Source organism: Comamonas sp. wu1-DMT (assembly GCF_040187805.1).
Classification (GTDB): Bacteria; Pseudomonadota; Gammaproteobacteria; order Burkholderiales; family Burkholderiaceae_C; genus Comamonas; species Comamonas thiooxydans.
In genome coordinates this window covers 287,843-301,129 of the sequence record NZ_JBANEM010000001.1, presented here as the reverse complement: position 1 = coordinate 301,129, position 13,287 = coordinate 287,843, and the positions used below count along the sequence as shown (strand labels likewise).

Here is a 13,287-nt window from a genome sequence, read left to right as displayed (position 1 = left end):
GGGCCTGCCTATAAAACAGCTTTAGCTGTCGCTCGGTGTAGGTGCCGAGGTCGCCGCGCTGGTGCCCATTGGCGATGAGGGTGGCGTAGATGGTCCCCCAGCTGACAGTGCTGTCTGCGCTGCGAGTGCCACGGCCTTGGCCTTCATGACGGCGCTTGCCTGCTCGATGACCTGCCGGTTGCTGGCGCGCCGCACGAAAAAATGCCCGTTGACACCCCACCAGGTCATCAGCACCGTTTCAAACTCGCCGGGGCTCAGGGTGTCCAGCCAGGCCACATCTCGGTTCACCGACTGGGCAATCAGCGGAATAAGACCGTCCGAGTGCCTTGCAATGGCATCCAATGCGACCTCATAGCTGGGTTCCTGTTCGCCAGCCAGTAAGGCGGCAATGGCTGCCACCAGGGGCTCGGCCACAGGCAGCGCCCGCAGCCATTCGACATTGCCGTATTCGCGCACCATGACGCTCTCGCCGCCCAGCACCAGGACGCGCTCGGGGTGCAGTACTTCCATATCGCTGGGCTCTCGGGCTGCTGCTGGCGCAGCAGCGGCTTTTTGAACAACTTGGGCCATGACTCACTGGATAGGGTTGATCTTGACGTAACGGCCAAAGCGGCCCAACGGACCATTTGCTGGGCGAGAGGAGTCAGCTAAGCACTCCGCGTCAATGCTCATCCCTGCCAGCTCATTGCCGCTGGTGATCAAGGCTAGCTCCTGCAGTGGTGCAGTCGATACTTTGTAGAACTCGACAATCACTGGTTCATTGTTTTCCGCAAGGTTGATGCCTTCGTAGCGCAGCTGGATGAGCTTGGGGGCAGCATTGAAGAAGGCCACCTGGCGGGCACCCGCTTGCTTATATGCAGCCTTAAAGGGCTGCGTAATGCCGGGGACTGTTGGAAGGCTCAGCAGTTCAATGCTGCCGTGCTCCAGATAAGCGTCGTAGTGCTCGGGGTCCAGCGTGACAGGCGATCCCGAGCTGTCGGTGATAACCAAGTCCGAAACGTTGTAAGGCTTGTCCAGCTTGATCACATCCCCCACAGCCACGGGGTTAGGGAACATCTCGCCAGTCACAGTGCCTGCGGAAATTTCCGACACGGTGCCACGCAGTTGCTGCGCCAAACTATCAGGGTCCACCTGGTGCAAGACCGCTTTCAGCGTACGGTCGCCGCCAATGGAGAAGCTGCGAATCTTCGACTTCTGCCCGCTATAGCTCTCTTTGTGAGCTGCCTGTTCGTCGGTCCCCCCAAACGACAGGGCAGATACGTCACCCCACCAGCCCCAGCCTCCACCGCCAGTGGAGCCAAAAGGGCGAGAAAACACACGGCCCTGGCCGTAGAAGAGAGTCTCTAAAAGCTTGCTCATGAGGATGGTCTCCTGTGAAAGCGGTTGTCAATCAGGCCTGGCCAGCAGGAGCTGCGGAGGTCTGCTCAGTACCCACCACGCCGGCCTTGCGCAGCCATTCGTCGGTGGCCTTGTCCACCGTCAGTTCGGCGTCCTTGTCGTAGTCCTTGCCTTCATGGGTGTGGGGCTTGCCCAGCTTGACCTTCACGGTCTCAGCAGGCTTGGCAGTGGTTTCAGGCTTGGTGGTGCTCATGAGGTCCTCACTTTTGGAGTAAATGGGTCAATTGATAGGACTCGACGTAAAGCACCGTCGAGTTGTCGTAGTCCATGACTTCGCCGGCCTCCCAGGCCAAGGCGGTTGCGCCTGGCACAGGGGGGACCCAGCCAATCAGGGCCGAGCGGGTCAGCCCGATGAACTTGCGCAGCTCGTCGCCCAGCTGGTCCCCGGCACCAGGCCGGTAATTGCGCACGGCAAGCGCCACACCAAAACGAGTGACGGCGGGCTGCACGCGGGCACTGCGCGGGCCTGGGGCTGCATTGCCCGACTCACCAGCAAAGATCACAAAGGCGCTGGGCACGGCAAAGCCACGCAGCTCCTGCACGGCGGCATAGTCGGCAGCGCCGCCGACCTGACGCAGTTCTGTGACCTGGGCCTTGAGGCGCTCAATGACCAGGCCGGTGTCGAAGGGTTCAAAGTTCATGGCGCGCCTCACCGAAACCTGTTGAGCTGCTTGCGGCCAAAGACCGGCTCTGGGTAGCTGAAGCGCACATCGGTGCTGGCACCGCCCGTGGCGACGGTGTCGTCGGCACCCAGGCTGAACTTGCCGTCTGCCGTGAGCTGCAGCAGCCTCAGGGCGTCGCGGTAGTCGCGCACGATGGGGTCGTTGCTCTCCATGCTGATGCGGCTCTTGTGGAGCAGATAGCGGGCAATGGACCGGCTCCAGCCCGTCACCAGGCGGGGCACGGGGGCCAGCGGCAGCGGGTAGCCGCGCTTGGCCAGGAATCCGTCAATCAATGCATCAGCTTCAGCAACGGCGTCCTGAATGCGCGCCATGGCCGCATCGGCATCGGCCTGGTCCTCGGCGGGCCAGCTGCTGCGGTCGCCACCGCGCAGGGTGGCATCCATCAGAGCGGTATCCACAATGCGCTTGTGCTCAGGCGTGGCCACTTCGGCCAGTTCCTTGGCGCCTGGGCGCTCTGCCAGGTCGATTGGGCTGATGTAGGCCATGGCGCTCGGGCTCACTCGCTAATGCTCTCTTCAGCCGGCTTCGCGGCGTCGGCGTCGGCCGTGGCAGGTGCCTCCACCTCCACAGGGATGACAACCAGCATGGGCTCGGTTTCCAGCTGATCCAGCTGCTTGTCGGTCAGCTCGCTCAAGCGAATAGTCAGCCCCTCTTCGGGGAAGGCAAAGCCTGCTCGGCGAAAGCCTGCACGCTTGGGGATGACCTTGACGGCCTGGTTGGATGCGCCTGCAGGCTTGCTCTTTTGCTGCGCGGGCTTCTTTTGGTTGCTCATGTGTGAGTGCTCCTGTGAGTGAACGGAGATTCGGTGGCTCAGGCCAACCAGGGGCAGACCACGACCTTGGCCGTGTTGCGCATGACGTTGGTGGCACCGTTGGCCAGACGCTCAGCGGTGACCACTTCCAGCGCAGCCTGCTCGAGACTGGGTGGTACCCACAGCTCGGTAGGTCGCACGTTCAGCGGCTTGCCGTTATCACCCTTGAGGCTTTGCATGGAAGCGCGCATGTCTGCGTAGGCCTGTTTGTCCAGCGTGTTCTTGGAGGCGTGGGCCAGCTGCCACAGGCCAAAGCCAACGTTGCTACGGCCATCGGCACCCCAGATGAATTTGTTCTGGTTGAAGACGTTGTCGTCCGTCAGGCTGGTTTTGGACACAAAGGCGTATTCGCGACGCTTTTGAAAGATCAGGGGCTTGATCACCTTGGTGGTGTCCATCAGGAACCAAGCATCGCCCGATCCCCCCTGGAAGTTGCTGACACTTGCCTGTTTGCCTGGCATGCCCACGGGGTGGTCGGTATCGAAGAAATACTGGCCGTCGTAGCAAGCCTGGCTAAAACCGTTTTTCAGCAATTCAAAGACCAGCTCGTCGGGGTGAGTCGCGGCATCCTGGCCCAGTTGCTCAAAGACCGGCTTGTAGACGCCGTACTGGTCGTCTTCAATCTCGTCACGGTCGACGCCTACCGTGTTCTCGAAGGTCTTGTTCTTGATGCTGTAGTCATGTGCGAGCAGGTTTTGTACCTGGCGCTCGCCCAGCCACTCGCGGAACTTGGTGATCTTGCCCAGCCAGCCGTACTTCTGCTCGCTTGTGCTGCTGGGGACCATGGTGGCGATGCCGCTCCACTGAGAGGAGGCCGTACCAAGGCCATTTTTGAACGCGGCGCTGAAGGCCTGGTTCAGGATCGAGAGGTTTGCGTGATTGATGATCATGGTGAGTGGTGCTTTCCAGAAAGGAGCGATCAGCGGAAGTCGACCCAGACGCCATCGGCATCCACGTCAAACACACGGCCAGCGCGGCTGCGGGTGCCGGTGCCGTCTGTCTTGGCCACGGTCTGGTCGTCCACGATGAAGCAGTCCTTGCCGATATCGGCCAAGGTGATGGCATCAGTGGCCGCGGAGTTGGCAAACTGACTGGGGCGCACGCTCACGCGCACTCGAATGGCTCCGGCTGCGCCTCCCGTGTTGTCAGCGCGGGCCTCAGCACAACCGCAACCAACCAGACCCAGAGCTGTGGAGCCTGGAACGGCAAAGCCTGCTGCGTTGATGGCCACCAGCGAACCGCCAAAAATGCGTGCATTGGCAGCGACAGGCGGTTCTTTCTGGTCGCCATTGCGGGTCAGCGTGTTGCGGTCTTGAATAAGTGCGGTCATAACTTGCTCGCTTGAAGGGGTTGAACCGGGTCAGGTCAGGCTGCGCCGCCTGCCTTGTATTGCTCGGGCGTCAGGCCCATGGCCGAGCACACGGCTTGCTCGGAAGTGCTGAGCTGCGCATCACCCTTGGCTGTGCCAGTGGGCGGCAGGCCACCGGTCTGGGTGCCCGTCAAGGCTGCAATGGGCTGGGCCTTTTCCAGATAGGACGTCAGCGCGGCCATGTCTTTCTTGCCCAGATCACGCGCCCAAGGCTCCATGGCAGCCATCAAGCGGCCATCGGCCAGTGCGGGCTGGATCAGCTTGTCGACCTGGTCAGCTTGCTGCTGAGCCGTCAGCGCAGCCAACTGGGTTTGCATGGCCGTCACGGTCTCGACCGGTACAAACTTGGCGGGGTCAGGTGCCTTGGTGGTGAGCGCGCTGCAGGCGGCCGTGACGGCGGTGGCACCGTCTTCGGCCTTCAAAGCCAGCGCAGTGCGGGCCGCCTCGGCGGTGTCCTTGTGGGCTTGTACGGCCGTCAATGCGGCTTGCTCGGTGGTGGTTTCGGGCAGGCCGAGAGTGGCCAGCAATGCTTTGAGCAGTGGGTTCATGGGGTCCTCGGTGGGATGAGATGGCGGGGTGGAAAACTGCGCCGATGCGGCGGCCTGCATGGTGTTGAGCGCCTGCATGCCGTGAATAGCCGGGTTGTTGGTGAGCGCGCCCATGGTCACTTTGAGCACTTCGCCCGTCTCAGCCGAGTACAGGAAAACGGGGCTGAAGTAGCGGTACTCACCAGAGGCAATGGCTTGCAGGGCGCGGGCAGTCAGCTCGACCTCGGCAAACAGACCAGAGCCTTCGGCCCAGCGCAGCCCATGAATCCAGCCCGCAGCAGGCGCTGGCTGGCCGTTTGCTTCCTTGTGCAGGGTCTGGTGCTCGTAGTCGATGACGGGGGGCTGAGCCGCGTCGAATCGGCCAATGACCTGGGTGGCGATGGCTGCATTGATGCGCCAGGCCGGCACATCCATGACGCGGCCGTCGCTGGGCGTGAAGTCCTGGCCTGGTGTCAGCTGTATCCAGTAGCGGCCATTGGCATTGGCCTGCTGGGCGTTGATGTCACCCAGCGTGAAGCTGCAGGCAGCGACCGCTGCTTTTCTGATCAGCGCGGCACCGCTCAGGATGGCAAGGCGAATGGGTTTGGAAGGCATGCCCGCCATGGTCGGCGGGCGGGACTGCGCGGTCTTTTGGCCGAGGGCACAAGATACGCCCTGCGCTGTGGCTAGGTTGGCTTATTGGCCGGTTAGCCAGTCCATGATTCGCAGGCGGATCTGTTCCTGGTCGCCCGCATTGACGCCGAGGTAGGGGCGCGCTGGCATGTTGACCTGGTGCGCCCCGATGCTGACCTGCAAGGAGCGCTTGGCCTTTTTCTTCTTCACGAACAGGTGCTTGGCCTTGCCCGCGCCAAAGTGGACCGTTGCCTGGCGCGCTGGCTGCTGGATGGTGCCACCGAACTGGTGAATCGCGCCATATTTTGCGTTGGTGCCTACGCGCACGGCATCGTCCCCGTCCGGCTGCCAGTGGATCTGGCCCCGCAAGTAACCGCCCAGGGTCAGGATTTTGTCCTTGTTCTGCTTTTTGCGGCGCTGGTAGCGCGGCTGCAGAGGCTTCCAGGCAGTACCGTCAGGGCCAGCCTGGGTCTCGAAGCGGTTGCGGGTGCTGTCCTGCAAGTACTCGCCTATGCGCGCCAGCAACGGCGCAGTGTTGCCCATGGCTTCATCCATGCGTGCCAGTACATCAGGCCCTGTGATGACCGTATCAATGGTGAGATTTGCCCCTGCCATGTTTTGCGCTCCTGTGCTTAAAATGTCATCAACTCATCGGGGGAGAAGACTGCGCCAAGCCAACCGACCCTACCCCCGGAGGACCCCAGCATGTGTGCGCCGTGCTGGGGTTTTTTTTATTCCTCTCGGGAGTACAGGCGGGTTCCGACCCGCCAGTCCTGACTGCTCTGGGCGGCACCTTGAAACGTCGTTACGCCGGCCCAACCATCGGAGCCCAGCTCAAAGACGGCCAATGTGGGCACCTCTTGCCCCTCGACGGCAAAGCGGGCGATATAGCGGCGACGGATCACAGCCTTGCCCAGGGCATAGAGCCACTCCAGACGCACCCAGATTTCATCGGGCTCCAGCAAGGCCCTGGCTAGCAGCGGTATGAACACCTCGCGGCCCAGTTTCTGCACCTTCCAGTCGCCCTGGGCCGTCTGAAACAGTTCCTTGCCTACGACCAGGCGCTCGCCAATCGCATCGCGCACGATGCTGGGCTGCTCAAGGCTGGCCCCCAGCGGCTCCAGAAAGGCCTTCACATACTCCTCGGGCGGCAGGCCCTTGGGCAGCAGCAGATCGCTGGGCACCGGGCGCGGCGGCGGCAGGGCTGTCTGCGGCTGCAGATTGGGCAGGCCATGGCCACCGGCGCTGCCTGGCACTGGCGGATCAGGGCGCTCAGGCGGGATGGCGCTGCGCAGGCGTGCACTGCCGGGTGCGTACTCAAAGCCAGGGTCTATGCCCTCGGGCACGCTGACGGTGCGCGGCCCATTGGGGCTGCGCTGGCCAATCAGATGCTCGGCCCATTTGATCTCAGGCGTGGGGTCTGGCCCCTGCTTGCCCAGCCGCAGCAGGTCGCGCTGCCACAGACCCTTGACCTTGCACTGGCAGCCCCAGCCGTTGGGCGGGAAGTAGAGCTTCCACCAAGGGTTGTCACGCTCCAGCACCAATCCGTCAAAGGCCACATGCTGGGCTCGCGGGTGCTCTACCCAGTCGCTATGCTCGTATTGCCAGTACGGCGCGTGCTGCAGCTGCTCCCAACGGCCGGCAGCAAAGCTGGTGGCCAGGTTGGTCTCGTAGATGACCTTGCTGCGCCAGTTGCGGCCGCCGTTGTAGTCCCAGCCATGCTTGGCCACGATGCGGTCGAAGTCCTTGCGGAAGTCTTCCAGCGTGCTGCCTCCAGTGATGGCCTTGTCCACCGCTGCCCGGAAGTCCGAGACGATGGCGTCTCTATTGGCCCCGGCCACCACAAACGCCCAGTCATGCTCCTGGGTGTAGATGTCCGTCCAGCTGGTCGTGGGCAGATTGAGCTTGCGCCGGAAAAACTCGGCCTGCTCCTTGAAGGGCAGAGAGCCATAAGCCGCATCAGCCATTCACGGCTCCAGCCTCCTGAAGCACTTCCGTGCGCCCAGCCAGTTGCGCGGCTGCCAAGGCTTCGGCCATTGCCTGGGCGTACTGGTCCAGGGTCATGCCGGGGATGAGCCGCTCCAGGCCGTCGCGGATCTCGTCGAGGCTGGTCGCAGACTCCACCAGTTTGCGAATTTGCGCAAACCAGGGACCTGTGGCTTTTTCGAGCTGGCTGGCCAGTTGCGGCTGCATGGCCTGGGCTGGCGTTGGGTCTGGGTAGTTGATGCGGCGGGCAGTCAGCGCGGCCGTCCCCGTGGGCACGTCCTGGACTTGGGGCGTCATGCCCAGCACGGCCTGGCCAGGCTGGGGCATGGGGATACCCAGCTTTTGATTGGCCCATTCCTGGGGAATCTGAACGTTAATACCCACCAATTTGGGCAACGCATCTGCCAACACCTTTATGTCCTCTGTCTCGCCCGTGATCAGCCCGAAGCGTGGGCAGCGCTTGATGCCATCGAGTGCCAGGCCGTTCATGGCCGCAATGGCATAGACCAGGTCGCGGGTGATCGTGGCGTTGAGCTGGCGGATATCTCCGTCACGCAGGTCCTTGCGCACTTCGTTGTGCACATTGCCCAAGGCATTGGTGCTGGCCGCGCCATCTGCGCCGCTGGTCAGCGTGCCGCCCAGGATGACCTTGGACTGGTTGCGCTCGCACCAGCTGATCATCAGCTCAAAGGCCTTGGGGTCGCCGGTGGCAGCGTCCTTGAAGTCAATCAGCATGCCCTCGGGGATGATCCCGGCCGCATTGTGGCCAATGCCCACCAGGGCACGCAGCAGCGTGGCCTTCTCGCGCTCGCTGGCGTTGGGCGGGTACTTGCCCAGGCGCACGGGGATACCGTAGATCTCCAGAAACTCGGCCAGGTCGCCCACGCTGTAGTTCTTGAAGAGGTAGGTCCAGACCAGCTGGCGAAACAGCGCAGTGCGTTCCAGATAGCCGCTTTTGGCCTTGTGGATGTGGGTGATCCAGTTGCCTGGACGTAGCACCTCACCCTGGATGCCGTCGGCATCCGTGGTGTTGCTGCGCAGGCGCAGCTCCTGACGGTAGCCCCGGTGCAGCTGAAACCAGCTTTGCGGCCGGTGAGTCACAGTCTTGGGCAGCCAGAAGCCATCGGTGCGGTGCCATTCCATTTCAAGGCATGCAAAGCCTTTTCCGATGGCATCGGTCGCATCAAAGATTACGTCCTCAAAGTCGGGGATGGACTGCACCAGCTCGCCCAACTGCTCGGCGTTGCGCTTTTCCAGGGCGCTGGCGTTGTCGGGTGCGGTGATCTCCCAGTCCAGAATCAGTGCGCGGCGGCGCTTGCCCATTTCGCTGGCAATGTGCCCGTCCTTTTCTTCCATGTCCTCAAACAGGTCGAACTGGGCTGTGAGGTCGCCTTGCTCTGCCGCGTCCAGGATGGTGGCCAGCTTGGAGGGCGTGAGGCCACGGGTCGGGTGGGTCTGCAGTTCGCGCTGCAAATGGCCCAGCTGGGAAGTCTGCGGTTTGTCCACGCTGGCCAGGTCGATGGGCTGGCCGTCAGCGCCCAGAATCATGCTTTTTGCCATGTCGGCACCTCGCTTTGTGTTTTGCAGTTGGGCGTATGCAGCTCGCCTCCGGCGGGAAGCCGTTTAGGCGCGTTTACAAGGCACCGGATGCAGCAAACCGGGGGCATTGCATGTCCACCGGCTAAAAATCGCTTAAATCGCTGTTTTCGGGCTTGGTGGTTTTGCATCACCAGCCCTCGTGTTCGGGAATGTGGAAGTCGTCGTCTTGACGGTCCGGGTTGGCTCGGTTGTCAAAGCCTCTGGTATGGCCTGGCACCTCTGTGTAGCCAATAGGGGCGATTTGCAGCTTGGCGGCCGCATGGGCGTACACACAGGCCATGGCCCGGTCGCCATGGCTGTCGCCATCTGTCTTGCCCTCCGGGATACGCGCCACGCCGCGCACCAGCTTGAAGGCGCGGTGGTCCTGCAGCAGACCGTCGTGCTTTGGCAGTGTGATGGTGCCGTCTTCAAACGCGGCCTTGTAGCCGGGCATGTTGTCGCGGTACCAGGCCTCGGTGGGCATCAGCTTCAAGACAATCGAACCGTACTTATCCTCAGCTGCTTCACCGATAAAGCTGCCATTGCCTCGGCTGTCGATGACGATTCCCGATTTGCGTGGCAGCACATCGCAGATGGCGAACAACACCTGCAGCTGCTGGTTGTAAGGCACGTTCTTGAGCTCAACCAGGAACGGGACACGCTCATGCAGATTGCTGGCCACCTCGACGGGCGCGATCACCGATAAGTCGCCCGACCGCGCAAAGTCCATGCCCAGCGCATGGCGCAGCTCGGGATTCAGGCGCTTGAGCAGTGGTTTCAGCTCGGTGTCTATCCACTCCTGCATCAGCACCTGGCGTACCCCAGGGCTGGACTGGTTGAAGTCCTTGGTGCCTGTGAAACGGATCACCGGAGCCTCGACCATGCGGGCCTCAACCTGGACACGAGTCAGCCATGCACCGCCGCCCTGGGCTGGCACGCAGAACAGTTCCTCATCCTGGTTGGGGCGATATCGCGCAATGATCTCTTCGCGCCAGGTGGCCTCGCCCTCGGCCGTCCAGGGCTTCTTGTTGACTGCGCAAATCTTGCGATACAGGCCATCTCGCAAAGCATCATCAAAGTCCACGCGATGCAGGCTGTAGGGGTAACGGCCTGCGCGCACATCGTTGATCAGCTCATTGAACGGGTTGTCCTCGCCGTTGTGGGTGCTGATGATGCGAATCTGTCCGCCCCACATCGTCATGGCCATGGCGGCTTTGAGCAGCTCCTTGATATCGTCCACAAACGCGGCTTCGTCAATCACCAGGCGCTCACCGGGACGGCCCTTGGAGCGCAAGTTGCGTGGGTTGCTGGTGAAGGCTTGAATCTTGTGGCCGCTGTCGAAGTTGATGGCGTAGGAGAGGATTTGCTTGTCTTCCTCCTCGATCACAGACTCTTCAATCTGGCTAGCCGCCGCATTGAAGGCCTTGGCCCAGCTCGCGCAGTCCTGGATGAACCCCTGAGTCATCTCCTTGTTGTAGGAGATGTAGTAGACGTTGGCCCCTTCAGCACTGGCCGCATAGAGCACATCGTCGGCCGCCTCGGAGTAGCTCAGACCGATACGACGTGACTTCTCCATGATCTTGACCGGGGACTGGTCCTCCACCCACTTGACCTGGTAGGCCATGAAGATGGCCTCGCTCAGTTCCGTGGGCTCGGGAGCTTGCAGCTCAGCGGGTGCCTGGGTCATTACATGGCCCCCTTGATGGCGGCGCGCAGCGCGGCCACGCCACCGGCAGACAGGCCTTGAGCTTTGGCCGTAGTCGCGGCTGTAGCGGCAGCGTCTTCCAGCGCACGCTTTCGGGCCTCGGCTTCCACCTTGGCCTGGAACTGCTTGAGATTGACGCTGGAGCGGGTCAGCGTGGCAATGTTCTTGGCGGCTTTGGACAGTAGCTCAACACGCTCGGCAGGATCGGCTTCAGGGTCGTCGGCTTCCTGCAGCAGCAGGATGGCGTCAAACAGCTCCGTCTGGACCATGGCTGTCAACGCCTCGGAGCGAGCGTCTTTATCGTCGCCGGTGTGGGCCTGAATGAGGCGCGCAGCCTCCGTACTGGCACGGATGGCGGATAGTCGGCGGTCCAGCTTGGCACCATAGCGATGCAAGGCCGAGCGGCTGGGCAACTCACCGGCCGAGGCTTCCGCAGGAAAGCGCTGCTGCAGATCTGCAATCAGCTCGTCCAGCGTCTGGCTGCCTGTAGCCAGCATGGCCTGGATATAGGCCTTGACCTCCGGCGTCATGCGGTCGATGGAGCTTTTACGGCCCATAGCTCAGCCTGCCCAGTATTTGGCGGGGCGGGCAATACCCGGCTCGCAATCAATCGTGTATTCGGCAATGTCCACACCAAAGCGGGTGAGCTCGGCGTACCACGGGCCGCTGGGGGACTTGGTGATCTTGACCAGCTCCCGGTCCTCCAGATAGTCCAGCTCGCGGCGCATCTCCAGCGCCGTGGCGTCTGGGTAGATGGACTGGGCCACGGCCAGAATGGGCGACTCTTGCGCGCCCATGGGGCGGGCGTTGTTCAGGGTGAGCAGGATCAGCCAGCGCAGGGATTCGCGGCGGATTTTGGCTTGGTCAATTTGCATGATTCCCTCCAATGCTTGCAACTCTGAGTTGGGCTGTTTCGAGCTTGGAGGCCAGTGCGTCCAGCTTGGCTTCAATGACGCTCTGGCCTCGGATGTAGTCCTCGCGACGCACGTAGTTCAGCGGCATATCGGCCTTGAGCTGGCCTAGTTCGCGCTCAATGCGCTGCCACTGGCTGGCCTCTTCCTTGTTGGCCTTTTCCATAGCGTCCAAGCGGCCCAGCACCTGTAGATGCGTTGCGTCTTGGTGCTTCTGGGCCTGGGCTACACCGAATTTCATGACGGCCACCAGCACGCCCAAGCCCGAGCCCAACAAGCCCACCAACTGCCAGAAATCAATCGTCAGGCTCACAGTGCCCGTCCTTTCTTGCGCTCTTGCGCGCTTTCACACTTCACACAGCGCTGGCAACCAGGCACAGCCTTGCGTCGGGCTTCAGGTATCAGTGCCCCGCAGGCGCACTTGGCAGCTGAGTCGGCCTCCGTCTTACCCGCAAGGCCTGCGCGGCGCGTCTGCTCGCGCAGCGCGTCCTCTCGCAACTGCAGCTCACGGGCCTGGGCACGGTCAAAGAAGTCGGTCAATCTGCGGCTCCTGCGCTGGGCTGCAGGGGCTGTCCTGCATGGCAGACGCTGACTGCGAACTGCTGCAGTCCTGCGACCTGGTCTCGGAGCTGGTCAGCTTCTGCAGCCAGGTCGACATACGCTTCTGCGCTTTCTCCGAATAGCTCTCGGGCGGTGGCGGCTTCGCCAGCGCAGGCGGCAAGGCCGGCATCTCCAGTTGGGTAGGGATTGGCGCGGGATTTGAGACGGGCAAGCTCTGCGCGCAGGCTGCGCAAAGAAGCGGCAGCAGAGTCAGCAGCAGCCTGGCTGGCCGCCGCGCGTTGGGTGTTGTCATGGGCGACTTTCTCGGCATTGCGTTGGCGCAGGGTGTTGCCTGCAGCGGTGACCTGGCTCCGCAGGCGTTCCTGGTCGTCCCAGGCCTTTTGCACGCGACCTGCGCCCTGGGCATCACCTTGGGCGATCAAATGGTCCTGGTACAGGCCGAAGCCCCAGTAAGCTGCGGCAACCGCCAGGGCCACCAGCAGATAGCGCGCTGCGGGCTTCATAGGCCAGGCCCCCAGCTCAGATAGCGCGGCTGCAGCTCGACCAGGATGCGCTGGGGGTAGCCGAGGTTTTCACGGCAATGGACGGCCGCGCGGCGGGCTTTGCCGCAGGCCGCATCCACTTGCTGCCGTGTGGGCCGAGCGGCCCCGGAAACCGCTGCTTCACGTTGCCAGTGGCCAAGCCCGCCGTTGTAGCCGCGCAGGGCCACCCACATGCGGTCGTATGCGTTGTAGTGAGTGGGCGTGCGGTCGTAGAGGTATTTGTCATAACCGACCAGGGCGCGCAAGGCCCAGGTGGTGTTGTGAGGCTGGCAGTCGGCCGGAGACAGCTTGTTCAGCTCACACCACCAGGAGGCAGTGGCAGGCATGAACTGGGCGAGACCTCGGGCACCGACGCGGCTGACGGCCTCTGGCTTCCAGGCGGACTCCTGTTGCACCTGTGCGGCAAAGACGGCCACCGGGGCACCCAAGCCCCAGATGGAGTTGGCAGTGCGCACCAGCAATGCCCTATGCGGCTGGGCAGCTGCTGGCACCTGGGCCTGGGCGCTGTGGCAGTAGCTCAGTGCTGCCGAGACTACGGCCACGCCCACCAGGATGGCGGCGCGAATATGGCGGCTGCGCATGG

19 protein-coding genes are annotated in these 13,287 nt (G+C 62.6%); all 19 read right to left on the bottom strand.

The window, feature by feature from the left end; genetic code table 11:
• Positions 1–21: 21 nt before the first annotated feature.
• The gene (locus tag V8Z78_RS01360; RefSeq protein WP_349730757.1) at positions 22–570 is read right to left on the bottom strand and encodes a DUF6631 family protein; all 549 of its coding nucleotides are present in this window, start codon (positions 568–570) and stop codon (positions 22–24) included.
• Between the two features lie 3 nt (positions 571–573).
• The gene (locus V8Z78_RS01355; RefSeq protein WP_349730756.1) at positions 574–1,359 is read right to left on the bottom strand and encodes a phage tail tube protein; all 786 of its coding nucleotides are present in this window, start codon (positions 1,357–1,359) and stop codon (positions 574–576) included.
• 31 nt (positions 1,360–1,390) lie between these two features.
• On the bottom strand, positions 1,391–1,591 hold the full coding sequence (locus tag V8Z78_RS01350) for a DUF7210 family protein (protein ID WP_349730755.1): 201 nt from the start codon (positions 1,589–1,591) through the stop codon (positions 1,391–1,393).
• Between the two features lie 7 nt (positions 1,592–1,598).
• A complete protein-coding gene (locus tag V8Z78_RS01345; protein ID WP_349730754.1) occupies positions 1,599–2,039 on the bottom strand; it encodes a phage tail terminator protein in 441 nt (146 codons plus the stop codon).
• A gap of 8 nt (positions 2,040–2,047) precedes the next feature.
• On the bottom strand, positions 2,048–2,581 hold the full coding sequence (locus V8Z78_RS01340; RefSeq protein WP_349730753.1) for a gp436 family protein: 534 nt from the start codon (positions 2,579–2,581) through the stop codon (positions 2,048–2,050).
• Positions 2,578–2,853 carry an HI1506-related protein gene (locus V8Z78_RS01335; protein WP_349730752.1) on the bottom strand — a complete coding sequence of 92 codons (276 nt, stop codon included), beginning with the start codon at positions 2,851–2,853 and terminating at the stop codon, positions 2,578–2,580. Before V8Z78_RS01335 ends, V8Z78_RS01340 begins: the two co-directional genes overlap by 4 nt.
• A 38-nt stretch (positions 2,854–2,891) precedes the next feature.
• A complete protein-coding gene (locus V8Z78_RS01330) occupies positions 2,892–3,782 on the bottom strand; it encodes a Mu-like prophage major head subunit gpT family protein (protein ID WP_349730751.1) in 891 nt (296 codons plus the stop codon).
• A gap of 29 nt (positions 3,783–3,811) precedes the next feature.
• Entirely contained in the window at positions 3,812–4,222 is a 411-nt protein-coding gene (locus tag V8Z78_RS01325; RefSeq protein ID WP_349730750.1) for a hypothetical protein, read from the bottom strand.
• 35 nt (positions 4,223–4,257) lie between these two features.
• Complete coding sequence (locus tag V8Z78_RS01320) at positions 4,258–5,403, bottom strand: phage protease (protein WP_349730749.1); 1,146 nt, start codon at positions 5,401–5,403, stop codon at positions 4,258–4,260.
• Positions 5,404–5,484: 81 nt separating this feature from the next.
• Positions 5,485–6,036 (bottom strand): phage virion morphogenesis protein, encoded by a 552-nt coding sequence (locus tag V8Z78_RS01315; protein ID WP_349730748.1) that lies wholly within the window; start codon positions 6,034–6,036, stop codon positions 5,485–5,487.
• A 116-nt stretch (positions 6,037–6,152) separates the two neighbouring features.
• Positions 6,153–7,388: a PBECR2 nuclease fold domain-containing protein gene (locus tag V8Z78_RS01310; protein ID WP_349730747.1), complete on the bottom strand. Its 1,236-nt coding sequence runs from the start codon at positions 7,386–7,388 to the stop codon at positions 6,153–6,155.
• Positions 7,381–8,967, bottom strand: coding sequence for a DUF935 domain-containing protein (locus tag V8Z78_RS01305; protein ID WP_349730746.1), 1,587 nt, complete (start codon positions 8,965–8,967; stop codon positions 7,381–7,383). Before V8Z78_RS01305 ends, V8Z78_RS01310 begins: the two co-directional genes overlap by 8 nt.
• Positions 8,968–9,133: 166 nt before the next feature.
• Positions 9,134–10,672, bottom strand: coding sequence for a terminase large subunit domain-containing protein (locus V8Z78_RS01300; protein ID WP_349730745.1), 1,539 nt, complete (start codon positions 10,670–10,672; stop codon positions 9,134–9,136).
• Positions 10,672–11,247 (bottom strand): phage protein Gp27 family protein, encoded by a 576-nt coding sequence (locus tag V8Z78_RS01295; protein WP_003055984.1) that lies wholly within the window; start codon positions 11,245–11,247, stop codon positions 10,672–10,674. Before V8Z78_RS01295 ends, V8Z78_RS01300 begins: the two co-directional genes overlap by 1 nt.
• A 3-nt stretch (positions 11,248–11,250) precedes the next feature.
• On the bottom strand, positions 11,251–11,565 hold the full coding sequence (locus tag V8Z78_RS01290; RefSeq protein ID WP_003055982.1) for a hypothetical protein: 315 nt from the start codon (positions 11,563–11,565) through the stop codon (positions 11,251–11,253).
• Positions 11,555–11,914 (bottom strand): hypothetical protein, encoded by a 360-nt coding sequence (locus V8Z78_RS01285; RefSeq protein WP_003055979.1) that lies wholly within the window; start codon positions 11,912–11,914, stop codon positions 11,555–11,557. The genes V8Z78_RS01290 and V8Z78_RS01285 overlap by 11 nt, the downstream gene beginning before the upstream one ends.
• Entirely contained in the window at positions 11,911–12,141 is a 231-nt protein-coding gene (locus tag V8Z78_RS01280) for a TraR/DksA C4-type zinc finger protein (RefSeq protein WP_349730744.1), read from the bottom strand. The genes V8Z78_RS01285 and V8Z78_RS01280 overlap by 4 nt, the downstream gene beginning before the upstream one ends.
• Positions 12,138–12,665 (bottom strand): lysis system i-spanin subunit Rz, encoded by a 528-nt coding sequence (locus V8Z78_RS01275; protein ID WP_349730743.1) that lies wholly within the window; start codon positions 12,663–12,665, stop codon positions 12,138–12,140. The genes V8Z78_RS01280 and V8Z78_RS01275 overlap by 4 nt, the downstream gene beginning before the upstream one ends.
• Positions 12,662–13,285: a transglycosylase SLT domain-containing protein gene (locus V8Z78_RS01270; protein WP_349730742.1), complete on the bottom strand. Its 624-nt coding sequence runs from the start codon at positions 13,283–13,285 to the stop codon at positions 12,662–12,664. Before V8Z78_RS01270 ends, V8Z78_RS01275 begins: the two co-directional genes overlap by 4 nt.
• Between the last annotated feature and the right edge of the window lie 2 nt (positions 13,286–13,287).